Source organism: Herbaspirillum sp. NPDC101397, assembly GCF_044767325.1.
Taxonomy (GTDB): Bacteria; Pseudomonadota; Gammaproteobacteria; order Burkholderiales; family Burkholderiaceae_D; genus Herbaspirillum.
In genome coordinates, this window is sequence record NZ_JBIWNS010000013.1 from 58,051 (window position 1) to 80,171 (window position 22,121).

A 22,121-nucleotide genomic window follows, 5' to 3' on the forward strand; every position below is an offset into this window, starting at 1 on the left:
GAACATCATGCGGCAAGCGCTGAATACTCCCCCACCCCATCGGGCCACGGCGTCAACACTTCAAACCCGGTCTCCGTCACCGCCACCATGTGTTCCCATTGCGCAGACAGGGAATGATCCTTGGTGACGACGGTCCAGCCGTCGGGCATTTCTTTCGAATGGCGCTTGCCGGCGTTGATCATCGGCTCGATGGTGAACACCATGCCGGTTTGCAGCGGCAGGCCGGCACCCGGTTGTCCATAATGCAGGATCTGCAAGTCTTCGTGATAGATCCTGCCGATGCCGTGGCCGCAATATTCGCGCACCACGCTGAAACCTTCCTTGTGCGCGACCGACTGGATGGCGTAACCGATGTCACCCAAGGTCGCGCCCGGCTTCACGGCGAGAATGCCGGCGCGCATCGCCTCGTAGGTTGTGGTCACCAGGCGTTTGGCAAGGATGCCCGGCTCGCCGACGAAGTACATGCGGCTGGTGTCACCGTGCCAGCCGTCCTTGGTCAGGGCGACGTCGATATTGACGATGTCGCCGTCCTTCAAGGCGCGGTCGGAAGGAATGCCGTGGCAGATGACGTGGTTGACCGAGGTGCAGATCGTTTTCGGATACCCGTTGTAGCCGATGTTGACCGGCACCGCGTCGAGCACGTCGACGATGTAGTCATGGCACAACTTGTCCAGCTGGTTGGTGGTGACGCCGGGGCGCACGTGCTCCGCAATCATCTCCAGGACCTTTGCCGCCAGCGCGCCGGACTTGCGCAGCATGGCGATGTCGGCGGGCGTCTTGATCTCGACTTCGGTGAACATCATAGTTTTGCAATCGCCAGGGTGATTTCCTGGCGCTCGTCTTCGACGCGCGCCTGCTGCTCCGCCTCGCGCAGTTTCTGGCAGATTTCGTTGTAGCAAAGACCTGGATTCAATTCCGCCATCATGCCCACGCGCAGCCAGTGCTCGGCCTGCGAATTGATGGAACGGCTCATTGCGCCGCTGCTCAGGCGCAGATTGGTGTGCATCTGCTCGGTGATTTTGACGATTCCCATGAAGACTCTTTATATTAAATGCTTACCAATCGTATATTAAACGAATATAAAACGTATATTAAACGTATACTATCACCGACTTCGAAATCGCTCAACACGGCGACATTGACCCGCACTACCGCTCAAGTCCCAACTGGGCTTGTTTAAAGCCAAACTCCATCGAATCTGAATCGAAGATTCATCTCGCGCTGAGTTCAGGCGATCTCAAAGCGACCGCAAACCGCTACCGTCATTTTTGCCACACTTTAAAACCGAGACAGAAAATTTTTGCATCAAAAGTCGGCATCGCCATCTCCAAGCGCTCCCGCTCTTGACCCGAAACAACTGCCGCTGACCGCAATCGAAGTATCATTGCACTTAAAAGGTGCTAAAACATGCAGCACTTTCGAACAACACATTGCAAGACAATCTTTCAAAACAATATTTATTTTTTGATAAATCGACGAATGACGGACGAACTGGATTCAGTAAAAGAAGAAATTCCTACGGCAATCGAGCTGCAACTTGGAAAGCGAATTTCCCGATTGCGCGGCGCCCGCGGCTACACCTTGGAAAACCTGGCAACGGCCACTGGCTTCACGAAAGGCTACCTTTCGAAGATTGAGAACTCCAAAGTCATTCCCCCCATCGGCACCTTGCTTAAAATTGCGCAGGTGTTGGAAACAGATATTGCAGACCTGCTTGAGCCGGAAGACGCGACCATCGACACAGACACCGTCTGTGTCGTCCGGTCCTGGCAACGGGAATCCGTCATCAAAGGCGGCAGCTCTTTTGGCTACGACTATGTCGCGCTCGCACACAAGCGCCACCACAAACAGATGGAGCCATTCATCATGGTGTTTCCGTCCAAGGTCGACCGCGACATTCGCTTCGAACATGAAGGCGAAGAGTTCATGTTCATCCTCGATGGAGAAGTGGAATTCGAGGCGATCATCGATGGACGCAACAAGACCTGGGTTCTATCACCAGGAGACAGCGTTTATTTCGACTCCCGCTCGCCCCATCGCGGACGCAGCCTGAACGGCGAGTCCCGGGCGCTGGTCGTCATCTACAAATCCAAGCCGACATCCATTCCGTAATTCACGGCATCTCCACCCCGCAGGGGCCCAGGAAAACGGCGCCGGCTCAACGGAAAAGCGGGCGCGCCATTGAACCAGGCCCATGCCTTACCTCGCCGGTAGCGCCAATTTCTGCTGTGGGTATTTGTTCTTCGATTGTTCTCCGCGACCCACACCAGCCGCATTCCCTGAAGGCGTCGAAGCATTTGCAGATACAGCTGCCGCCATCGATCTTGCATCCTCCGTTTTGAAGATTTCGACTGCCTGCTTCAAGCGTTTCGCCTGCCCCTCCAACGACGCTGCAGCAGCAGCCGCCTCTTCGACGAGCGCGGCGTTTTGCTGGGTGACCTGGTCCATTTGCATCATTGCATCGTTGATCTGCCCAATCCAGGTGCTTTGTCGCTCTGACGCAGAGGAGATATCGCCGACGATATCCGTCACCCGGTCAACCGCAACCATCATCTCCTTCATTGTTGCTCCGGCTTTCTCCACCAGGCCGGAGCCATTGCCGACACGCGCGACGGAGTCGTCAATGAGTCCCTTGATCTCTTTTGCCGCCTGAGCGCTGCGTTGCGCCAGCGTTCTGACCTCCGTCGCGACGACCGCAAAGCCGCGACCTTGTTCACCGGCGCGCGCCGCTTCGACGGCGGCATTAAGTGCGAGGATGTTCGTCTGGAAGGCGATGCTGTCGATCACGCTGATGATGTCGACCATCTTGAGCGAACTATCGTTAATTCCACGCATGGTCTCTATCACCTTGCTCACCACATCACCGCCACGCTCCGCGATGCGCGATGCACTGCCGGCCAACTCGCCCGCTTGTCGCGCGTTATCGGTATTTTGTTGTACCGCGGAAGTGAGCTCCCCCATGCTGGCGGATGTCTCCGCCAAAGAGCTCGCCTGTTGCTCGGTGCGTGAAGACAGGTCAAGATTGCCTGCGGCGATCTCGCCGGCGCCGACTTCAATCGTGTCCGTGCCTTGGCGGATCTGGCCGACCGTCGCGGACAATTGCCGCTGCATCCGATGCATGGTGCCCAGCATACTATTTTCGTTGTCGCCTTTTACGTTGATCTCGAATGCCAGGTCGCCATCCGCAATTCTCGACGCAATCTCGGCGGCGTACGACGGCTCCCCACCGAGGCTGCGCGCAACGTTGCGAATGACGAGATAGGTCAGCGCCGTCAGCAGCAAGCCGATTGCAATCGTGATGCTCAGAATGCCCTTGAGTTCGCTATAGAACACAAGCTCGATGCTATCGACATACGCTCCGGTAAAAATTGTCCATCCCCACGGCTTGAAGAGCTTGGCGTAGGTGATCTTCGGTGCAGGAACGGTATCTCCCGGATGCGGGAAGGAATAATCCACCTGCGCTTCGCCGGTGGCATCGATCTGTTTCCGCTGCTCCTGGATAAAGTACTTTCCATTGGTATCTTTGAAATCCCGCTGGCTCTTCCCCACAATTTTCTGATTCGCATGGACCAGCGCGATAAAGTCCTGATCCTGCACGACGAAATAACCTTCCGGGTTGAAGCGCATGGCGGAGATATTTGCGATGGCACGCTTCTGTGCTTCCGCCATGGTGAGCTCGCCGCTATCCACACGTGCGGCATAGCCCTTGACTACAGATTCTGCAATCTCGACATTGGCGCGAAGCTTGGTGCGACGCTCTTCCGTCAAAATGCTGCGCGTGTTCCACGCAGACCAGACGCCGAACGACACCAAACCGACCCACATCAGCACCAATATCAAATACAGCTTCCCGCCTAGCGTAAGATTTTTCATGACAGCCATTTCCTCCATAATTTGAATCGTCTGACGATGGCCGATCGATTCAATGGAGCACATCGACCGACCGCCATGCTCTTTACCCTGGCCGCATCCCAAGCGCGCTGTCGCCTCCGGAATCCGCCGGCTGCGATGTCACCATCAACGCCCTGGATTGCGCCTGCAGACCGCGCCCGCGATGCGGTGTCTGCGAGTCAAAATAGATGCTGTCGCCCGGAGACAGAACCCACTGCCGCTCCTTGCCGTCAACCACAAAGCTAAACTCGACTTGCCCCTCGAGTATGTAAATGAACTCCTCCCCCTCATGCTCAAATCGCACGTCGTGCGACAGATCGGAGGGAAATACCATGATGAAGGGATCCATGGTCTTGCGGCGCCGCTTGTTGGCCAGCGCAATGTAGTCGTAGCCGAACGAGCTGTCGCCGCGCACGCTGGGTTCGCGTGCCCATGCGCGCACGACGCAGATTCCGCTGGTGCTTTCGGCCAGCACTTCCGTACCGAGCAATTCAGCCAGATCGGTATGCAGCGCCTGCGCTATTTTTATCAGCGTGCCGATTGGAGGAATGACTTTCGAATTTTCTATCTTTGAAAGGTATCCCTTGGTAAATCCGGTCTCGACCGACAGCTGCTCAAGCGTATAACTGCGCGCATTGCGAAGTTCGTACACGCGCGTACCCAGACGTATTTCTACGTCAGACAGCCCGGCGGCCGCGTCGGCGGGAGGAGCGTCCGACATCATCAGACTTGAACCGGCGGCAACGCAGTTATGTTGGCCTGCCATGCCCGGGAATACTCCATGATCCGGGCGGTCTCATCCGCCACTTTCGGGTCGATTCTTGTCTTGAGCAGATGCATCATCGCGTCGATGCACAGCGTCACCCCGCCGCCGGTGACGATAGTTCCTTCATCGACCAGGCTTGAATGCACTGTCGAAATCTCCGGATATTTCGACGCCATCACGCTCAACGGAGAAACCTCGGCGCCAATGACTTCAACCTTGGTCGTCGCGCTCTTTCCATCAAGAACGCCAGCTGCGGCCATGATCATGCCGCCGGTGCACACTGAGACCAGCAACGTATCGGCCGCACGCGTCCTCAGGAAATCGAGCGTGCTCTTCGCAACAGTCTGCGCCTGCCATCCCGGACCTCCCGTCACGACAATCACATCCAGCGCCGGCGCGTCGTCGACACCGTAGTCGGCGATCACCCGCAGCCCGTTCGCCAGCCGAACTTCTCCGCTCTGCGGCGCAAGTGTGCAGATCTGAATGTCAGGATCAACACGACGCGCCATCGACAACACGCCGAAGGTTGCCAAATCAATCGGCTCTACATCTGGATAAATAAAAATGCCAACTTTCATGCCAATCTCCTTTATGAAACTTTTAATTAAAATGTTTACTGTTGGGATACTTGATGCTACATTGAGTTTCATCAGCTGTCTAGCTGAACCAGGAGAAGAAGGGTGATAGGTACGATTTATTGTATTCAACAGTGAATTTCGTTACAACGATTGTTTCCCAATAAGATATTTTCCACTGCTGATAGATAGAGTTTCTCGTATCGAGAATCGGTTCTTCGTAAAAAATCACACGAAGGAGGCACAGATGGCAATTCCAACAACAAGTCACGCGGTGACCGGAGGAAAGGCAGAAACAAAAGGGAAGATCGGCACAATCGCAGCAGCCAGCTCGATTGGGACGATTATCGAGTGGTACGACTTTCTTATTTATGGCATGGCGGCAGCGCTGGTATTCAACAAGTTGTTTTTCCCGAACGTCTCGCCAATCATCGGCACGCTGGCGGCACTGGGCAGCTATGCCGTCGGCTTTTTTGCACGCCCGCTGGGCGGCGCCATTTTCGGGCACTTCGGCGACCGGGTCGGTCGCAAATCGATGCTCTTGCTGACGATGTTCATCATGGGCCTGGGGACGGTTCTGATCGGCTGCCTCCCCACCTATGCTCAGGTCGGGATATGGGCGCCGGTTCTTCTGATCACCCTGCGCTTCATTCAAGGCATTGGCCTGGGCGGAGAATGGGGCGGTGCAGCACTCATGGTATTGGAGCATGCACCACCAAATCGACGCGGATTTTATGGAAGTCTGGTTCAGGTCGGCTTTCCGCTCGGATTGCTCATTGCTACCGCAGTCTTTTCCATTGTCTCGAAGTTGCCTGAAGCCGACTTCATGGCTTGGGGATGGCGGATACCGTTTTTGCTGAGCCTGGTGCTGGTGGTGGTGGGCTATTTCATCCGCAGCAAGGTGGAAGAGTCGCCGGTTTTCCTCCGCATGAAAGAAAAAAATGAACTGTCGAAGAGCCCGGTTCTGGACGCCATCCTGAAGAACCCGCGTTCATTCCTGACGGCGATCGGACTGAAAATTTCGGAAGTGTCCTGGGTCTACATATTGACCGTCTTTATCGTTCTGTACGCCACCAACACACTTTCGTTGCCGAAGTCCCTGATCCTGGACGGCATTCTCTATGCGGCGATCGTCGAAGTGGTGACGATTCCCCTGTTCGGGCTGATGTCCGATTACATCGGCCGACGCCCCATGTATATAGCGGGAGCGATCATCACGATGCTATTGGCTTTCCCGCTCTTCACGATGCTGGATACGAAAGACGCGACCATCGTGATCGGCACGATGATCGTGGCGCTGAGCCTGGGCCATGGACTCATGTTTGCACCGGAAGCGACGTATTTCCCTGAACTCTTCGGTGCCAATGTGCGGTACAGCGGCGCCTCCTTCGGCTTTCAAGTCGCAGCTGCCATCGGCGGCGGGCTTTCGCCGATGCTGGCGACGGGGCTGATGGCTTATTTCGGAGGGACCGCCGGCGTCTCGATCATGCTGATCGTACTGGCCGTCATCACGCTTGTCGCGGCGCTGGCCGCCCGGGAAACCAGAAACGAAGTGTTGTAGTAGTTGTTCAACTTATCGCGGAACAGCCGCATTTTTTAAGGAGATGAAAATGAACGCAGTCGTCGAAACCCGCTTGAAGGGAAAACTGGCCCCAACGCCTAACGGGTCTACCTATGTCAAGCCGGATGATCTGGAATGGAAGCCGACCAAACACAAAGGCATCCGCATCAAGGCGCTGTACGAAAATGCCGAAAGCGGCGAGCTGACTTGCCTGCTGAAATGGGAACCTGGCACCACCCTCCCGTTCCATCGTCATCCGGAGATCGAACAGAGCTTTGTGCTGGAAGGCTCTTTCTATGATCACGACGGCATCGCACGCGCCGGTGAATTCACATGGCGCAAGCCCGGTTCGTTGCACGAAACCCGCTCCGACGAAGGCTGCGTGATCCTGGCGGTGTATCGCAAGCCTAATGTGTTTTTTGACGTTGACGCCGGTTTCTGATTTTCAGAAAGAAATGTCATGAGCTATGTAGTCACCGAAGCTTGTATTCGCTGCAAGTTCATGGAATGCGTGGAAGTCTGCCCTGTGCAGGCTTTCCGCGCAGGACAGAATTTTGTGGTGATCGATCCATCCGTTTGTGTCAACTGCGCAATATGTGAGCTGGTATGCCCCGCAGGAGCAATCCGCGCCAAAGAGACGCTCGCCGGCAAAGACCGCGACTATATCGATATCAACATCCAGTTTGCGAAGACATGGCCCCTCATTACGCAACAGGGAAAAGTGCCGGATGATGCGCAAACATGGCTGACGGTGACCGACAAAAGAGAATTCCTGCTACCGGCCCCCGACCCGGAAGCGCAATAAATTGGCGGCGCTTCCTGGTCTCTTCTGAAACGACAGGCGCCTCGCAGGCGCCGTTTTCACTCGGAAAGATCTGACGCAAGATGCCGCACTCCTCCTACCCGGCAATGCTCCCGATGTGTACGCATTCAAGCTATCGCGCGGCTTAACACCGGCTCCCGGAAAATCTCGAAAGCAAAGCCCTCCCTCAGCCTGACAAGCACACCAGTCGCTATTGACCGCGATCCCGGCATCTTGGTTACTTCCTCATATTTTGATTAGATATTAATCAGGTTTAATGGATTCTCTTTAAAAGTGGTGAGATCTACTATTTGTTCCAAGCAAGGCATTCAACACAACAAGTTGACGAAGTGACGTCATCGTCAGCCATTGCATTGCGATCCAACTTATCACTCAAAGGAAAAATCATGAAACTCAGCAACAAAGTGGCATTTATTACCGGCGGCACATCAGGCATCGGACTGGAAACTGCAAAGCTGTTCCAAGCGGAAGGCGCCAATGTCGTGCTGGTTGGCTCGAACGCCGAACGTCTGGCAGAAGCCGGCAAGGCGCTCAATGGCAACGCTCTGCTGATCCAGGCGGACATCCGCAAGGTAGCGGATATCGAACGTGCAGTCGAAAAAACCCGTACGCAGTTCGGCCACATCGACGTCGTCTTTGCCAACGCCGGCGCCACCACGGTCGCTCCTCTCGCTTCCGTCACCGAGGACTACATCAACGAAAACCTCGCGTTGAATTTCACAGGCACATTCTTCACGATCCAAAAGACGGCTCCGCTGATGAGCCGGGGCGGCAGCGTCATCGTGACGACCTCCTTCCTCAACACCATCGGTTATCCAGGCCTGTCGATTCTGGCCGCCACCAAGGCAGCAACGCGCTCCCTGGTTCGCACCCTGGGTGCCGAACTGGCACCGCTCGGCATCCGTGTCAACGCCATCAGCCCGGGCGCAATTGCAACTCCGTTCTACAGCAAGATCGGCCTGCCCGACAACGTGCTGTCGCAGGTCGCCGCCAGCATTACAGACAAGGTTGCACTGAAGCGTTTCGGCAGCCCTGAGGAGCTGGCCAAGACAGCGTTGTTTCTGGCAAGCGACGATTCGTCGTACACCACTGGAACCGAAATGGTGGTCGACGGTGGTCTGACACAGTTCTAATGTGCAGCGACACTATGTCGCGACAAGCCAGGCCCGTCCCGGCGGACAGGACCTGGCTTGAATTGGGCAACCTGGGGTTAGAATTGATTCTTCATATTTTTTCTGGGTGCATCAAGTGGACCGACTAGAAGCGATGGCGATGTTGGTGGCCTCGGTTGAGGAAGGCAGCTTGTCGGCCGCTGCCAGAAAATTGAATGTATCAGCTCCCACGCTCACCAGGAACGTCAGCGACCTTGAAGCGATGGTCGGGACGAGGCTGATCATCAGAACAACAAGGAAGCTCGCGCTGACCGAAGCGGGCATTGAGTATGTCGCTGCGGCAAAGCGAATCCTCGAAGACGTGGACGAACTGGAGCGGCGTGCCGCCGGTGAATTCACGACCCCACGGGGAGAACTGGTTGTCACCTCGCCCGTGCAGGTTGCGCGTTTGCGGGTGCTGCCGGTCATCAATCAGTTTCTCGCGCTCTATCCCGAGATTCGAATCCGGCTGGTACAGTCCGATCGCGTCATTGACTTGATCGACGTACACGCCGACGTGGCAATCCGTGTCGGGAATCTGCGTGACAGCAGTCTGGTCGCGACGAGGGTTGGGGCATTGCGGGTGGTGACCGTAGCCAGCCCGGCGCTTCTGGATAAATATGGCCTGCCCGAGACGCCGGAGGATTTGAACAAATTTCCTTGCGTCGTATTCGATAGTCCAAGCCTCTCTCCATGGCGTTACCGCAGTCAGGATACGGGGCAAACATACACAGTTTCCGATGTACCGCGCTTACTGGTTTCGTCGCCGGATGCCGCAGTGGATGCGGCTATCGCAGGCATCGGTGTGACCTTCATCCTTGAACACGATGTGCACGACGCGGTAAAGGCTGGGAAATTGCAATACGTCTTGCAAGATTTTGAGGTTGAGCCGATTCCGGTTCATGTGGTTTTTCTTTCCCGGGAAGCGATGCCGGCAAAGCTGCGCAGATTCATTGACTATGCTGTACCGCAACTTCGCGAGTTGCTTGCTGAATTCGGGCGCATTCCTTCTGATTGAATTCCCCCCCGATGCACACTCGACATCGCTGGTGTACCCGGACCACCGGCGACGTTTGTCCTCCTGCCGAATTGCTCCGACGCAGTTGATTCCCCTCCATTTCTTACAGACGCCGTTGCAAGCCATTTGAGCCCTAACTCGCTTAGGCACTAGTGCGTTTCCCATGGCGCGCATCAATACCCTATGGAATAGGGTGAAACACGACTATGCCTCCCGGATTTTCCATTACGGATGCGGGCGCATGCGCAGCCTTCCTTGATGCAATCAGGTGCCGCCAGTCCAAGAAAGAACGACGAGCTGCGCCCCTTTCAGATCCCCGCAATTTAATCATTTTCTGAGGAAATGATTCTCACATTTGCATGATTCTGTTTTAAATCGATTCAGAGCATGATTCATTTCAGGCAAAGCGACCAAGCGAAACAAGACGACCGATCAGCTTAGGCGATCAGGAAGAAGCGTTGTTGGTGTTTCGTGTATCGACTCTTTTGCCGCTCAAATCAACCCATGCGAGATAACTGAAATATGAAAATCATAAACAAAACTGCACGCGGCACCGGCGGCAAATCGGGCAACCGATTTGACACTGCCAGCCTGCAAGAAAAACTTGGCGTAGGGGTCGCATCGTTGACCGTTATGGTGGGACTTATCGCCCTGATCTCTCAGGCACCGGCTCAGGCACAGGTATCGGTCAGCGGCAAGACGCTGCCGTTGAGCACGGCAATTATTGCAGCGCAAACGGCGGTGGACACATGCAAGGCAAATGGCTACGACGTGACTGCGACGGTTGTCGATGTATCGGGAACGCCGCAAGTTGTTCTGCGCGGCGACCATGCGGTGATTCACACCAAGGACAGCAGCTTCCGCAAGGCCTACACGGTCGTGACGATGGGGCCGATCTTCCATGTCGATACGACCAGCGGCTATATCGGTGTTCTGTCGAAGTATCCACCTCTGCTGGCTCAGTCGCTGGCAAGCACACCCAATGTCACGGCGTTGCCTGGCGGAGTGGCATTCAAGGTGGGAGAAGAAACCATTGCCGGACTCGGTGTCGGTGGCTCGCCTGGTGGTGACAAAGACGAAGTCTGCGCCCAGGCAGGTGTGGCCAAAGTGGCCGGGCTTCTGAATAAGTAACGCGGAGTGAACTGATGGATGGGTAGGTATTTACCCTCATCAATCACGACGCCGATTGGCAATCATGATCCGTGACTGTCACGATCATTCAACATCATCTTTATATCAAACACTATCATGAACATGAAAAAAGTAATCATTGCAATGGGGCTGGCTTTCGGTGTTTCCATCGTCGCAAGCGCTGCGGACAAGAAGCCTGCGCACGAAGGCCCGTCGGTGAGCGTTCCCGCCGGCGACATCAAGTTTGTAGATACCGGCGTGAAGTCGGATGGCAAGGAGCTCAAGGCGGGTCCGGCCTATGGGAATTTGGCAAACGGACGTCACGGTACTTTCGTTCGCGCACCGGCCGGCTTCAAGAGCGCTCCGCATACACACACCGAGGACTACTATGCCGTGGTGCTGAAGGGTGTCGGCGCCAACTATCAGGCCGGTGGGAAAGCAGTTCCGCTTCCGGTAGGTTCCTACTGGTTTCAACGCGGTGAAGAGTCGCATGTGACGGAGTGCATCTCGGACACCGACTGCTTGTTCTTCCTCGTGCAACCGGGCAAATTTGACTATGTGTTGAGCAAATAGTCAACGACGCACAATTGGGCGACCACATGTCGTCACCGACCTCACAAGCGAATTCCCGGCAGATTATTTTTCTGGGAATTTTGCCTTGTGAGTATTCCTGTGCCTGTAGAATTTTTCTATCCGACTCGTCCACTTTCCATTGCCGGGCGAATGCCGCAACGCGATTGCATGTGTTTTTTTGATTTTCTCGCGAAATTGCCCCTTCCCCCACTGACCCACCTTCCAGCATCTGACGAAGGCTTCGCCCCGATCGTACGCCCCTCTGAATCCAAGGATCGCAGCGCCAAGTGGAGCTGCTATAAGGTACCGCGCTGCTTGCGTGATGAACTACGCTGAGAGTTTTAGTGCGTATTTTTCTGTAGATCCCCCGGGACGCCTATCTGCATAGGCCGGCTCACTGGCTTCAGCGCGAATGCCGCCTGACGGTGCTGCGTGAGATCCCTGAACCCCGATGATCTCTCGCAATGAGACCCGGTCACGAAGGTGCCAGAGTCGAATAATGCCTGGTAAGGCCACCTCGATCACTCCGATCTTCTGTTGACGGTCATCAGCAGAATTGTGTTCTGAACGTGGGGCAATTCTCGGTGCAAATCAACATTCTGGAAACAGGGCTATTGAGACGAGAAATTCAGAGTTAAGTGGCAAAAGTTCAGACTTAAATGAATTCCGACAGTCGTCTGGACGTATATAAATCATCCCTGCCCTTGAAAAACCCCCTTCCCACCCCTATACTTAGCACTCGTTAGGGGAGAGTGCTAACAACTCCTCCTGGCCTACCCACTTTTCCGATGTGGCACGGATTTCTTGCTGCAGGGCTTAAGTACACTTTGCAGCCGATGCCGCAATTTATTTATAACTTATTGAATTTTAAGGAGTTTTCATGAGCCTTCGTCCTTTGCACGATCGCGTTATCGTCAAGCGTCTCGACCAAGAAACCAAGACCGCATCCGGTATCGTGCTGCCTGACGCAGCAACTGAAAAGCCGGATCAAGGCGAAATCCTGGCAGTCGGCAACGGCAAGATCCTGGATGACGGCAAGGTCCGTCCGCTGGCAGTCAAGGTCGGCGACCGCGTTCTGTTCGGTAAGTACTCCGGCCAAGCCGTGAAGATCGACGGCCAGGAACTGCTGGTCATGCGTGAAGAAGACCTGTTCGCCGTCGTCGAAAAATAATCGACGTCCCCTGCCGCGGCGCGACGTAAATCGTCCTGCGCCGGCAGCGAACAAGTCTGATCAATGCTGATCAAGCTGATTCAATTGCAATAACAAACGAATTTTGGAGAATCCAACATGGCAGCAAAACAAGTAATTTTCGGCGATGACGCACGTGCAAAAATCGTCAATGGCGTCAACATCCTGGCTAACGCAGTCAAGGTAACCCTGGGTCCCAAGGGCCGTAACGTGGTTCTGGAGCGCAGCTTCGGCGCCCCAACCGTCACCAAGGACGGCGTGTCGGTTGCGAAAGAAATCGAACTGAAAGACAAGCTGGAAAACATGGGCGCGCAACTGGTTAAGGAAGTTGCCTCCAAGACTTCCGACAACGCAGGCGACGGTACTACTACCGCTACCGTGCTGGCTCAAGCGATCGTTCGCGAAGGCTTCAAGTACGTTGCAGCCGGTTTCAACCCAACCGACCTGAAGCGCGGCATCGACAAGGCTGTCACCGCCATCGTCGCTGAAGTCAAGCTGCTGGCAAAGCCAACAACGACAAGCAAGGAAATCGCACAAGTCGGTTCGATCTCGGCTAACTCGGATTCCGATATCGGCGACATCATTGCCAAGGCAATGGACAAAGTCGGCAAAGAAGGCGTCATCACCGTGGAAGACGGCAAGTCGCTGGAAAACGAACTGGACATCGTCGAAGGTATGCAATTCGACCGCGGCTACCTGTCGCCTTACTTCATCAACAACCAAGAAAAGCAAGTTGTTGCTCTGGAAAACCCATTCGTCCTGCTGTTCGACAAGAAGGTTTCGAACATCCGTGACCTGCTGCCGATCCTGGAACAAGTCGCCAAGGCCGGCCGTCCACTGCTGATCATCGCTGAAGATGTCGAAGGCGAAGCACTGGCAACGCTGGTTGTGAACAACATCCGCGGCATCCTGAAGACTGCAGCCGTCAAGGCTCCTGGCTTCGGCGACCGTCGCAAGGCAATGCTGGAAGACATCGCTATCCTGACCGGCGGCCAAGTGATCGCCGAAGAAGTCGGCCTGACCCTGGAAAAAGCCACTCTGGCTGAACTGGGCCAAGCCAAGCGTATCGAAATCGGCAAGGAAAACACCACCATCATCGACGGCAACGGCGAAGCCATCGCTATCGAAGCACGCGTCAAGCAAATCCGCGCGCAAATCGAAGAAGCGACTTCCGACTACGATCGCGAAAAGCTGCAAGAACGCGTTGCCAAGCTGGCAGGCGGCGTTGCTCTGATCAAGGTTGGCGCAGCCACCGAAGTCGAAATGAAGGAAAAGAAAGCACGCGTTGAAGATGCTCTGCACGCAACCCGCGCTGCTGTTGAAGAAGGCGTTGTGCCAGGCGGCGGCGTTGCACTGCTGCGCGCTCGCGCCAACGTCAAGAACCTGAAGGGCGACAATCCTGACCAGGAAGCCGGCATCAAGATCGTTCTGCGCGCTGTCGAAGAGCCACTGCGCCAGATCGTGTTCAACGCAGGCGACGAACCTTCGGTCGTGATCAACGCTGTCCTGGCAGGCACTGGCAACTACGGTTACAACGCTGCCAACGGCACCTACGGCGACCTGGTTGAACTGGGCGTTCTGGATCCAGCCAAGGTTACCCGTTCGGCACTGCAAAACGCCGCTTCGGTCGCCGGCCTGATCCTGACAACCGACGCACTGGTTGCAGAACTGCCGGAAGACAAGTCGGCTGGCGGTATGCCAGGCGGCATGGGTGGTATGGGCGGCATGGGCGGTATGGACGGCATGATGTAATTCGGCTGCGCCTGCATTCTCCGGAATGCGGGCGCACCGGAAAGCACGCTTTCCACGCAGCTGTACGCAACATGCAGCAAAAGAAAAGGCCTCGAGCGATCGAGGCCTTTTTTATTGTGCGCAGAGTTTGCGTCGCTGGACGATCATCAGATCAATCGGCGAACAGCAAACCCTGGTTCGGATCGGGCAGCTTGCTTCGGCGCTTTTGCGGGACCGCGGTGCCGGGCTTGTTGTGCAAGGCATGCGCGCCCTCCAGCGTGAGCAGCAGCTCCTTGGCCTTGAGTCCGCCGGCGAAGCCGGTCAGCTCGCCCGAGGCGCCGATCACGCGATGACAAGGGGCGATGATGGAGATGGGATTCTTGCCGTTGGCCGCGCCGACTGCCCGCACCGCCTTGATGTCGCCCAACTGCACCGCAATTTCGCTGTAGCTGCGGGTCTCGCCGAAGGGGATGGTCAGCAGCGCCGCCCACACCCGCTTCTGGAAATCGGTGCCGGTGAAATCGAGCTCGACTTCAAACTGTTTGCGCTTGCCGGCGAAGTACTCGTTGAGCTGGCGTTCGGTCTCGCGCAAGACCGGGCTGTCCGGGTCCGGGCTCATCTCGCCCAGCCGTACCCGCGTGGGCTTGTCGTTTTCCCACAGGATCGCCGCCAGTCGCTCGCCACGGCCGACCAGGGTCAGCTCGCCGACGGGCGACTTCATGGTTGTATAGACATATGCCATCGATGGTTTCCTTCCGGGTCGGGACGGCTATCTTAGTCGCATTGGCACAAACATGCAGGCGGGTCTTGGTAAATGATCAAAATTGAAATTGCAGGCATGAGCCGATCCTCTTTCTTCTTTGCAATTCGCGCCAAAAAGCGCTTGGTTATGCCTTTTTCTCATTAGGGAATATGCAAAATGTAGTTCCGCCTGCAACGAAATCCTCATAAAATCACGGCTCTATATAAAAATATCGGCAGCAGGCTGGTTATTTAGCCGCCCTGCTGCCTTTTTCATGAAGCAACAATTCAGCAACATCGAAAGTAATATGATCGAAATACAGGGGGTCACCCAACGCTTCCCCAACGGCGGCGGCACGGTCGATGCGGTACGCAACGTCGACCTGTCCATCCGCAAGGGCGAAGTCTTCGGCATCATCGGCCGCAGCGGCGCCGGCAAGAGCACGCTGGTGCGCACCATCAACCTGCTCAATCGTCCGACCGAGGGCAAGATCATCCTCGACGGCAAGGACATGACCACGCTGTCGGCCGACGATCTGCGCGATGCGCGTCGCCACATCGGGATGATTTTCCAGCACTTCAACCTGCTGTCGTCGCGCACGGTGTACAACAACATCGCGCTGCCGCTGGAACTGGCCGGCCTGTCCAAGGCAGAGATCGCCAAGAAAGTTGAGCCGCTGCTGGAACTGGTCGGCCTGACCGCCCTGAAGGATCGCTATCCGGCGCAAATTTCCGGCGGTCAGAAACAGCGCGTCGGCATCGCCCGCGCGCTCGCCAACGATCCCAAGGTGTTGCTGTCGGACGAAGCAACCTCGGCGCTCGATCCGGAAACCACGCGCTCGATTCTCGAGCTGCTGCGCAAGATCAACAAGGAACTGGGCCTGACCATCGTCCTCATCACTCACCAGATGGAAGTCATCAAGGTGATCTGCGATCGCGTCGCCGTGATGGAAGCCGGCGAAGTCATCGAACAGGGTGAAGTGCTGGACGTGTTCCGCGAACCGAAACATGAAGTCACGCGCGCCCTGATCGGCGACGTCATCGCCCACGAACTGCCCAAGGGCGTGCTGGAGCGCCTGCGCGCGCGCCTGGCCAATACCGAGGCCGGCGCGGGTACCGACCATCTGTTCCGTTTCGCCTTCACCGGCTCGGGCGTGGACCAGCCGCATCTGTCGGAAGCGGTGCGCCGTTTCAACCTGGACTTCAATATCCTGCACGGCCAGATCGACGAGATCCAGGGCCAGGCCTTCGGTTCGCTGGCGATCCTCGCCAACGGCACCGCCGAGAACATTACCAATGCAATGGATTACCTGCGTGCGCAAGGCGTCGTGGTAGAGGAGCTGAACCATGTCATCTGAACTGATTGATCTCTTCATCAGCTCGTTCGGCGAAACGCTGATGATGGTCGGCATCTCCGGCCTGCTCGGCGCCGTCTTCGGCGTGCCGCTGGGCATCGCGCTGCACCTGACCGAACGCAAGGGCATCCTGCCCAACGTCGCGTTCAACCGCATCGCCGGCCTGCTGGTCAACGCCGTGCGCTCGACGCCGTTCATCATTCTGCTGGTGGCCGTGATTCCATTCACGCGCTTCTTCGTCGGCACCTCGATCGGCACTGCTGCCGCGATCGTGCCGCTGACCATCGCGTCGGCGCCGTTCATCGCGCGCCTGGTCGAGACCGCCTTGCGCGAAGTCGACCACGGCCTGGTCGAAGCCGCGCAAGCGATGGGCGCGACCACGTGGCAAATCATTTACAAGGTATTGGTGCCTGAAGCGTTTGCTGGTATCGTCGCGGGTCTTACGATCACCTTCGTCAGCCTGGTCGGTTATTCCGCCATGGCCGGTGCGATCGGCGGCGGCGGCCTGGGCGACCTCGGCATCCGCTACGGCTACCAGCGCTTCCTGCCGGAAGTGATGCTGGCGGTGGTGCTGATCCTGATCATATTTGTGCAATTGGTGCAAACACTGGGCGATGTCCTGGTACGTCGTCTGAGCCATCGTTAAGAACAGGTCCAGGCGTAAAAAATAATGCAGCTATCCGCTGCTGCTATCGAAGAGAGAGGGAAACAATGAATCGTCGTCAATTAATCCAATTTTTCGCAGGTCTGAGCGTGGTTGCCGGCCTGGTGTCCGCACCGGTCCTGGCGCAAGACAAGCCGATCAAGATCGGCGCCACCGGCGGCCCGCACGCTGAAATCCTGGAACAGGTAAAGAAGCTGGCCGAGAAAGACGGCCTGAAGCTGCAGATCGTTGAGTTCAGCGACTACATCCAGCCGAACGCGGCGCTGGCTGCCGGCGACCTCGACGCCAACAGCTATCAGCACCAACCGTACCTGGACGCGCAAGTCAAGGACCGCGGCTACAAGCTGGTCAGCGTCGGCACCACCATCACCTTCCCGATGGGCGTGTACTCGAAGAAGATCAAGTCGCTCAACGACCTGAAGAACGGCGCTCGCGTCGGCATCCCTAACGACCCTACCAACGGCGGCCGCGCGCTGCTGTTGCTGCAAGCGCAAGGCGTGCTCAAGCTGAAACCTGATGCGGGCCTGAAGGCAACACCGCTGGACATCGTCGACAATCCGAAGAAGGTCAAGATCATCGAACTGGATGCAGCCCAACTGCCGCGTTCGCTGGATGATTTCGATGCCGCCGCCATCAACGGCAACTTTGCTGAATCCGCCGGCCTGTCGCCAACCAAGGACGGCATCGCCATCGAAGCCGCCAAGGGCCCTTACGTCAACGTCATCGCCGTGCGCGTCGAAGACAAGGACAAGCCTTGGGTTGCCAAGCTGGTCAAGGCTTACCACAGCCCGGAAATCAAGAAATTCGTGATCGAGAAGTACAAGAACTCGGTCGTGACTTCCTGGTAATCCAGCGGTAGTCCGTCACCGGCAAGCAGTACCGCCGCCAAAAAGGCTTTCTTCGGAAAGCCTTTTTTACGCCTGCTGGTTTCCGAAAAGCAAAACAAACACCGAAAAACCCTTTTCTTGCTCGCAAGACAATTATCAAAAAGGAAATATATTGATCCGTGTATCAGCCTTGCGCACGGGAGCCGCCCGATGACGGCGAGGCTGTTTCAGGAAGGAACATCCATGAAAAAGCTCCGCCGCCTTTTTCTAGCCGTCCTCATCCATTCCGCTTGCTCCGGCAGCCCTGCCCTCGCCGCTTCGGCCGCAGACAATACACAAACCGTCCTGATCGGATTTGCCGGCCCGCTTGCCTGGCCTCTGGCGCAGAGCGGCCAATACGGAGTCCAGCTGAAGATCGATGAAGCCAACCGCGCCGGCTACTCCATGAATGGCAAGAAAATAGTCTTCAAGCTGCTTGCCATGGACGACAAAGCCGACGTCGCCGTCGCCGGGTTCGTCGCCAAATCGATGGTCACCGCCGGTGTTGCCGGGGTGATCGGTCACTGGTTATCGGCGCCGACCATCGTTGCGGCGCCCATCTATGCCGAAGCCGGCGTACCGCAGATCAGTGCCTCTGCGGCTGCGCCGGAATTTACCCAACAGGGCTATGCGACCAGCTTTCGCGCGGTCGGCAGCAGTGAAGATGTCGCCATCGCCATTGCCGAGTTTGCGACTCAGGAACTGAAGTCAAAACGCATCGCGATCATCGACGACACCACCGCTTTCGGCGCGCGCATGGCAGAGCTGTTTGCCGAACAATTTCGTTCGCCCAACCAGGTTGTTGTCCGCAGCACCGTGAGCAACAAGACTTCCGATTTCAACGCCGTATTGACCCAGTTTACAGCCGGTGAAGTCGATCTGATCTTCTTCGGCGGCTACCTTCGGCGTTCGGAGGATCTGGTGCGTGCCCGACAGCGGCTGCGCGTCTCCGCAAAATTGTTCCTGACCGGCAGCGTAGTGAATCCGATTTTCCTGAGCATGATCCAGGGTGCGGGCGATGGCCTGTTTGCCTCGGCTCCCGGCAAGCACTACGAGGAACACCCGCAATTCAAGGCGTTGGAGAAAAACTTCCACGCGAAATTTCGAACCGGTATCAGCGTCTACACGGTCTCGTCCTACGATGCCTGCAACACATTGATTGCGGCGATCAAGAAGGCCAATTCACTGGAACCGCACAGGATCGTGGAGGAACTCCACAAAATTCGCCACAAAGGCTTGCTTGGCACGGTCGCGTTCGATGCCAACGGCAATTTGCAAAATCCCGCGTTTACCGTCTATCGCATTCAAGATCAGCGCTGGGTGCCGGTCAAAACCTACGACGTCAGGAGAAAATCCTGCGCTCCCGATATCGGCACCGGAACGGCTGCCTGCGACAGGAACTGAGGTCCACCGTCCGGCGTGAACCTCGAACCTCAGTGAAAACTTGCAACCATGCACGCAATAAAAAAACCGCCGGAGCGGTTTTCCTGACCTGCGAAATCGGCTCGCTCTATTCGGGGCGACCGCGATTCTTTTCCGCTTCCTCGGCCGCGATGGCTGCGAGTTCTGCGGCTTCTTCCGCCGCCGCAATGGCCAGCTCGGCCTGGTAATTGGCCAGCAACTCTGCACGCGTAGCAGGCGTCTCCAGCGTGATTTGTCCGAGCGCACCGGTGCGATAGTCCTGCAGGAAGGTGTGCGCGGCCTTCTCGAAGTCGAAGTCGCCACCCTTGAGGCGGAAGCCGCGTTTGATGGCAACGCCTTCCACTACCGCCACGCCGTCCATGCCTTCGGTCTTGAAGCCGTAACGCGCCGCCAGCAGGTGCGGGTAGCGCTTGAGCAGTTCATCGGCAAGGAAGGTCGCGACTTCTTCCTCGATCAGCGCGTTGCTGCCGATGGCGTGGCTGGCGGCCAGCATGAGGCCATCGCTGGGGTGCTGGATCTTTGGCCACAGCATGCCGGGCGTATCGATCAGCACCATGTTGTTGCCAAGGTAAAGACGCTGCTGCGTCTTGGTCACGGCCGGCTCGTCGCCGACGGCGGCCACGCGCTTCTTGAGCAGCGCATTCATCAGCGTCGACTTGCCGACGTTGGGTATGCCCATGATCATCATGCGCAGCGGCTTCAGGGGCGTGCCGCGATGCGGCGCCAGCGCCAGCGCCAGCTTCGGCACCTTGGCGACGTCGCTGGGCTTCTTGCAGCTGAGCGCAACGGCGTTGACGTTCTTCTGGCTGTTGTAGTGTGCGATCCAGGCCTGTGTCACGCCCGGATCGGCGAGGTCGCTCTTGTTGAGGATCTTCAGGCAGGGCCGCTGGCGAAACAGGCGGATCTGCTCGATCATTGGATTGCAGCTGGCCTGCGGCAGGCGGGCATCCACCACCTCGATGACCAGGTCGACCTTTTCCATCGCTTCCGCCGCCTTCTTGCGGGCGGCGTTCATGTGACCTGGGAACCATTGAATAGACATGCGGAATTCTTCTTTTTGCAAAATAAGCCGCTATTTTACGGCCTGCGGCCCGTTTGCTTCCAAAAAGAAGGCACGAATGCCGCTTATTCCCCGGCCGGAGCGACAGCGGCCGTGCTTGCCGCCGAGCGTGCATTGACGTAACGCAACACCAACACCAGCGCCAGTGCATAGACCAGCGCCACCACGCCGTAGGCCAGCACGATGCGCGTGATCCAGCTGCTGAAGCTGTGCAGGATCGCGCCCATCAGCGCCACGCCCACCAGCGCGCCGATCTGGCGATTGGCGTTGAGCGCCGCAGCGGCGCTGTTGGCGTGGCCCTTGCCGGCCACCTGCATCACGGCGGTGGTCATGGCCGGGATGGCGGTGCTGATGCCGAGGTTGGCAAGCGCGCCGGCGACGGCCAGCATCCAGTAAGGCGTCTCCGGCGTCAGCCAGATCTGCAGTGCGGAAAACACCGCGCCGACCGTCAGGCCGAGACGCAACGGCAGACGCGGTCCGAAACGCGCCGTCATGCGGCCGGAGTTCAGGTTGCCGATGAAGATCACCGCCATCATTGGCAGCATCTGCAAACCGGTCTGCAGCGCATCGGCGCCGCGCGCCTGCTGCAGGAACAGCGCCAGGAAAAAGAACTGCCCGTAGACGCCGAAGTTGATCAGGAAGCCGATGCCGTTGGCGGCCGCGAACTGCGGCGTGGCAAACAGCGCACGCGGCAACAGCGGCGCCGAACCGCTGCGCTCGCGCTGCACCAGCGTACCGAACGCCAGCACGGCAACGACCACGGCGCTCACGATCGGCAGCGAGGTCCAGCCGTACACAGGTCCCTCGATCAGGACGAAACTCAAGGCGGCCAGCATCAGCACACCGAGGAAATGGCTGGTGATGGTCAATGCGCGCATGTGCCGCTCCACCGACGGAATCATCTTGACCGCCATGTACAGGCCGATCAGGCCGACCGGTACGTTGATCAGGAACACGCTGCGCCAGCCGAACGAATGGATCAGGATGCCGCCCACCAGCGGGCCCACCGCCGCCGCGCCGCCGACCGTGGCCGACCAGACGCCCAGCATGCGGGCGCGCACGCGGTCGTCTTCATAGACATGGGTCAGCAGGCTCAGCGAACTCGGCATGAAGAACGCCGCCCCCAGGCCTTGCAAGAGGCGTGCGGCAACCAGCATGCCGCCGTTGGGCGCCGCGCCGCACAGCAGCGAAGCGACCACGAACAGCACCAGGCCGAGCAGGTAGATATTCTTGGCGCCGTAGCGATCGGCCAGCGCACCGCCGACCAGCAGCATGGCGGCGAAGCTCAGCGTATAGCCGTCAACGATCCAGACCAGCATGCTGAGCGGCGTGGCCAGGCTTTTTTCAATCGACGACAGGCCGACGTTGACCACGGTGACGTCGAGCATCGCCATGACGAAGCCGATGGCAAGCGTCACCAGCGGCAGCATGCCAGTGCGCGCCTGGACCTCGGCCTTGCGCGGCGGTGTGGGGATGGCGCCGGCGGGAGCGGGACATTGTGTAGACATGATTTCTTTCTGTAGGATTGCCGCCCGACAATTCCGGCACGAGGCCAACGGGAATACGAGCAAGGATGCCATTCTAGGCTTCTTGCGCAATGCAAT

At 57.3% G+C, this 22,121-nt stretch carries 22 protein-coding genes; 14 read left to right on the plus strand and 8 right to left on the minus strand.

Going from position 1 to position 22,121, the window contains the following annotated elements; all coding sequences use genetic code 11:
• Positions 1-5: 5 nt before the first annotated feature.
• A complete protein-coding gene (map, locus tag ACIROW_RS23575; protein ID WP_402279612.1) occupies positions 6-800 on the minus strand; it encodes a type I methionyl aminopeptidase in 795 nt (264 codons plus the stop codon).
• On the minus strand, positions 800-1,033 hold the full coding sequence (locus ACIROW_RS23580; RefSeq protein ID WP_402279524.1) for a ParD-like family protein: 234 nt from the start codon (positions 1,031-1,033) through the stop codon (positions 800-802). Before ACIROW_RS23580 ends, map begins: the two co-directional genes overlap by 1 nt.
• Positions 1,034-1,479: 446 nt before the next feature.
• On the opposite strand from ACIROW_RS23580, the gene ACIROW_RS23585 reads away from it, so the two are divergent.
• Positions 1,480-2,112 carry a helix-turn-helix domain-containing protein gene (locus tag ACIROW_RS23585; protein WP_402279526.1) on the plus strand — a complete coding sequence of 211 codons (633 nt, stop codon included), beginning with the start codon at positions 1,480-1,482 and terminating at the stop codon, positions 2,110-2,112.
• A gap of 87 nt (positions 2,113-2,199) precedes the next feature.
• On the opposite strand, the gene ACIROW_RS23590 is transcribed toward ACIROW_RS23585, so the two are convergent.
• The 3 genes from ACIROW_RS23590 to ACIROW_RS23600 form a co-directional block, all read right to left on the minus strand.
• On the minus strand, positions 2,200-3,873 hold the full coding sequence (locus tag ACIROW_RS23590) for a methyl-accepting chemotaxis protein (protein ID WP_402279615.1): 1,674 nt from the start codon (positions 3,871-3,873) through the stop codon (positions 2,200-2,202).
• 82 nt (positions 3,874-3,955) lie between these two features.
• A complete protein-coding gene (locus tag ACIROW_RS23595) occupies positions 3,956-4,657 on the minus strand; it encodes a helix-turn-helix domain-containing protein (protein ID WP_402279529.1) in 702 nt (233 codons plus the stop codon).
• Positions 4,615-5,235: a DJ-1/PfpI family protein gene (locus ACIROW_RS23600; protein ID WP_402279532.1), complete on the minus strand. Its 621-nt coding sequence runs from the start codon at positions 5,233-5,235 to the stop codon at positions 4,615-4,617. Before ACIROW_RS23600 ends, ACIROW_RS23595 begins: the two co-directional genes overlap by 43 nt.
• Positions 5,236-5,479: 244 nt before the next feature.
• On the opposite strand from ACIROW_RS23600, the gene ACIROW_RS23605 reads away from it, so the two are divergent.
• The 9 genes from ACIROW_RS23605 (at position 5,480) to groL (ending at position 14,430) form a co-directional block, all read left to right on the plus strand.
• On the plus strand, positions 5,480-6,793 hold the full coding sequence (locus ACIROW_RS23605; protein ID WP_402279535.1) for an MFS transporter: 1,314 nt from the start codon (positions 5,480-5,482) through the stop codon (positions 6,791-6,793).
• Between the two features lie 49 nt (positions 6,794-6,842).
• The gene (locus ACIROW_RS23610) at positions 6,843-7,235 is read left to right on the plus strand and encodes a cupin domain-containing protein (protein ID WP_116434115.1); all 393 of its coding nucleotides are present in this window, start codon (positions 6,843-6,845) and stop codon (positions 7,233-7,235) included.
• Positions 7,236-7,253: 18 nt separating this feature from the next.
• A complete protein-coding gene (locus ACIROW_RS23615; protein ID WP_402279537.1) occupies positions 7,254-7,598 on the plus strand; it encodes a 4Fe-4S binding protein in 345 nt (114 codons plus the stop codon).
• A gap of 404 nt (positions 7,599-8,002) precedes the next feature.
• Positions 8,003-8,749, plus strand: a complete 747-nt coding sequence (locus tag ACIROW_RS23620) for an SDR family oxidoreductase (RefSeq protein WP_402279539.1) — start codon at positions 8,003-8,005, stop codon at positions 8,747-8,749.
• 115 nt (positions 8,750-8,864) lie between these two features.
• Positions 8,865-9,785 (plus strand): LysR family transcriptional regulator, encoded by a 921-nt coding sequence (locus ACIROW_RS23625; protein WP_402279542.1) that lies wholly within the window; start codon positions 8,865-8,867, stop codon positions 9,783-9,785.
• A 522-nt stretch (positions 9,786-10,307) separates the two neighbouring features.
• Complete coding sequence (locus ACIROW_RS23630) at positions 10,308-10,916, plus strand: heme-binding protein (protein ID WP_402279545.1); 609 nt, start codon at positions 10,308-10,310, stop codon at positions 10,914-10,916.
• A 117-nt stretch (positions 10,917-11,033) separates the two neighbouring features.
• Positions 11,034-11,489, plus strand: a complete 456-nt coding sequence (locus ACIROW_RS23635; protein WP_402279547.1) for a DUF4437 domain-containing protein — start codon at positions 11,034-11,036, stop codon at positions 11,487-11,489.
• 880 nt (positions 11,490-12,369) lie between these two features.
• Entirely contained in the window at positions 12,370-12,660 is a 291-nt protein-coding gene (gene groES / locus ACIROW_RS23640; RefSeq protein ID WP_007882171.1) for a co-chaperone GroES, read from the plus strand.
• A gap of 117 nt (positions 12,661-12,777) precedes the next feature.
• Positions 12,778-14,430 carry a chaperonin GroEL gene (gene groL, locus ACIROW_RS23645; protein WP_402279550.1) on the plus strand — a complete coding sequence of 551 codons (1,653 nt, stop codon included), beginning with the start codon at positions 12,778-12,780 and terminating at the stop codon, positions 14,428-14,430.
• 151 nt (positions 14,431-14,581) lie between these two features.
• Here groL and ACIROW_RS23650 read toward each other — a convergent pair whose 3' ends face one another.
• Positions 14,582-15,151: a methylated-DNA--[protein]-cysteine S-methyltransferase gene (locus ACIROW_RS23650; RefSeq protein ID WP_402279552.1), complete on the minus strand. Its 570-nt coding sequence runs from the start codon at positions 15,149-15,151 to the stop codon at positions 14,582-14,584.
• A gap of 307 nt (positions 15,152-15,458) precedes the next feature.
• Here ACIROW_RS23650 and ACIROW_RS23655 point away from each other — a divergent pair, with 307 nt between their 5' ends.
• The 4 genes from ACIROW_RS23655 to ACIROW_RS23670 all read left to right on the plus strand — a co-directional run bounded on the left by ACIROW_RS23655 (position 15,459) and on the right by ACIROW_RS23670 (position 19,439).
• Positions 15,459-16,508 carry a methionine ABC transporter ATP-binding protein gene (locus tag ACIROW_RS23655; RefSeq protein WP_402279554.1) on the plus strand — a complete coding sequence of 350 codons (1,050 nt, stop codon included), beginning with the start codon at positions 15,459-15,461 and terminating at the stop codon, positions 16,506-16,508.
• Positions 16,498-17,151 (plus strand): methionine ABC transporter permease, encoded by a 654-nt coding sequence (locus tag ACIROW_RS23660; protein WP_402279557.1) that lies wholly within the window; start codon positions 16,498-16,500, stop codon positions 17,149-17,151. Before ACIROW_RS23655 ends, ACIROW_RS23660 begins: the two co-directional genes overlap by 11 nt.
• Before the next feature lie 65 nt (positions 17,152-17,216).
• A complete protein-coding gene (locus ACIROW_RS23665) occupies positions 17,217-18,017 on the plus strand; it encodes a MetQ/NlpA family ABC transporter substrate-binding protein (RefSeq protein ID WP_402279560.1) in 801 nt (266 codons plus the stop codon).
• 222 nt (positions 18,018-18,239) lie between these two features.
• Complete coding sequence (locus ACIROW_RS23670) at positions 18,240-19,439, plus strand: branched-chain amino acid ABC transporter substrate-binding protein (protein WP_402279562.1); 1,200 nt, start codon at positions 18,240-18,242, stop codon at positions 19,437-19,439.
• 106 nt (positions 19,440-19,545) lie between these two features.
• Here ACIROW_RS23670 and ylqF read toward each other — a convergent pair whose 3' ends face one another.
• Positions 19,546-20,499: a ribosome biogenesis GTPase YlqF gene (gene ylqF / locus ACIROW_RS23675; RefSeq protein WP_402279565.1), complete on the minus strand. Its 954-nt coding sequence runs from the start codon at positions 20,497-20,499 to the stop codon at positions 19,546-19,548.
• A gap of 83 nt (positions 20,500-20,582) precedes the next feature.
• Positions 20,583-21,947: an MFS transporter gene (locus ACIROW_RS23680; RefSeq protein ID WP_402279618.1), complete on the minus strand. Its 1,365-nt coding sequence runs from the start codon at positions 21,945-21,947 to the stop codon at positions 20,583-20,585.
• Positions 21,948-22,121 lie beyond the last annotated feature (174 nt).

What these genes read in the sequence shown, in the direction of transcription:
- map (WP_402279612.1), bottom strand. Translation starts at nt 800, where the DNA reads ATGTTCACCGAAGTCGAGATCAAGACGCCCGCCGACATCGCCATGCTG.
- ACIROW_RS23580 (WP_402279524.1), bottom strand. Translation starts at nt 1,033, where the DNA reads ATGGGAATCGTCAAAATCACCGAGCAGATGCACACCAATCTGCGCCTG.
- ACIROW_RS23585 (WP_402279526.1), top strand. Translation starts at nt 1,480, where the DNA reads ATGACGGACGAACTGGATTCAGTAAAAGAAGAAATTCCTACGGCAATC.
- ACIROW_RS23590 (WP_402279615.1), bottom strand. Translation starts at nt 3,873, where the DNA reads ATGAAAAATCTTACGCTAGGCGGGAAGCTGTATTTGATATTGGTGCTG.
- ACIROW_RS23595 (WP_402279529.1), bottom strand. Translation starts at nt 4,657, where the DNA reads ATGGCAGGCCAACATAACTGCGTTGCCGCCGGTTCAAGTCTGATGATG.
- ACIROW_RS23600 (WP_402279532.1), bottom strand. Translation starts at nt 5,235, where the DNA reads ATGAAAGTTGGCATTTTTATTTATCCAGATGTAGAGCCGATTGATTTG.
- ACIROW_RS23605 (WP_402279535.1), top strand. Translation starts at nt 5,480, where the DNA reads ATGGCAATTCCAACAACAAGTCACGCGGTGACCGGAGGAAAGGCAGAA.
- ACIROW_RS23610 (WP_116434115.1), top strand. Translation starts at nt 6,843, where the DNA reads ATGAACGCAGTCGTCGAAACCCGCTTGAAGGGAAAACTGGCCCCAACG.
- ACIROW_RS23615 (WP_402279537.1), top strand. Translation starts at nt 7,254, where the DNA reads ATGAGCTATGTAGTCACCGAAGCTTGTATTCGCTGCAAGTTCATGGAA.
- ACIROW_RS23620 (WP_402279539.1), top strand. Translation starts at nt 8,003, where the DNA reads ATGAAACTCAGCAACAAAGTGGCATTTATTACCGGCGGCACATCAGGC.
- ACIROW_RS23630 (WP_402279545.1), top strand. Translation starts at nt 10,308, where the DNA reads ATGAAAATCATAAACAAAACTGCACGCGGCACCGGCGGCAAATCGGGC.
- ACIROW_RS23635 (WP_402279547.1), top strand. Translation starts at nt 11,034, where the DNA reads ATGAACATGAAAAAAGTAATCATTGCAATGGGGCTGGCTTTCGGTGTT.
- groES (WP_007882171.1), top strand. Translation starts at nt 12,370, where the DNA reads ATGAGCCTTCGTCCTTTGCACGATCGCGTTATCGTCAAGCGTCTCGAC.
- groL (WP_402279550.1), top strand. Translation starts at nt 12,778, where the DNA reads ATGGCAGCAAAACAAGTAATTTTCGGCGATGACGCACGTGCAAAAATC.
- ACIROW_RS23650 (WP_402279552.1), bottom strand. Translation starts at nt 15,151, where the DNA reads ATGGCATATGTCTATACAACCATGAAGTCGCCCGTCGGCGAGCTGACC.
- ACIROW_RS23655 (WP_402279554.1), top strand. Translation starts at nt 15,459, where the DNA reads ATGATCGAAATACAGGGGGTCACCCAACGCTTCCCCAACGGCGGCGGC.
- ACIROW_RS23660 (WP_402279557.1), top strand. Translation starts at nt 16,498, where the DNA reads ATGTCATCTGAACTGATTGATCTCTTCATCAGCTCGTTCGGCGAAACG.
- ACIROW_RS23665 (WP_402279560.1), top strand. Translation starts at nt 17,217, where the DNA reads ATGAATCGTCGTCAATTAATCCAATTTTTCGCAGGTCTGAGCGTGGTT.
- ACIROW_RS23670 (WP_402279562.1), top strand. Translation starts at nt 18,240, where the DNA reads ATGAAAAAGCTCCGCCGCCTTTTTCTAGCCGTCCTCATCCATTCCGCT.
- ylqF (WP_402279565.1), bottom strand. Translation starts at nt 20,499, where the DNA reads ATGTCTATTCAATGGTTCCCAGGTCACATGAACGCCGCCCGCAAGAAG.
- ACIROW_RS23680 (WP_402279618.1), bottom strand. Translation starts at nt 21,947, where the DNA reads ATGCTGCCGCTGGTGACGCTTGCCATCGGCTTCGTCATGGCGATGCTC.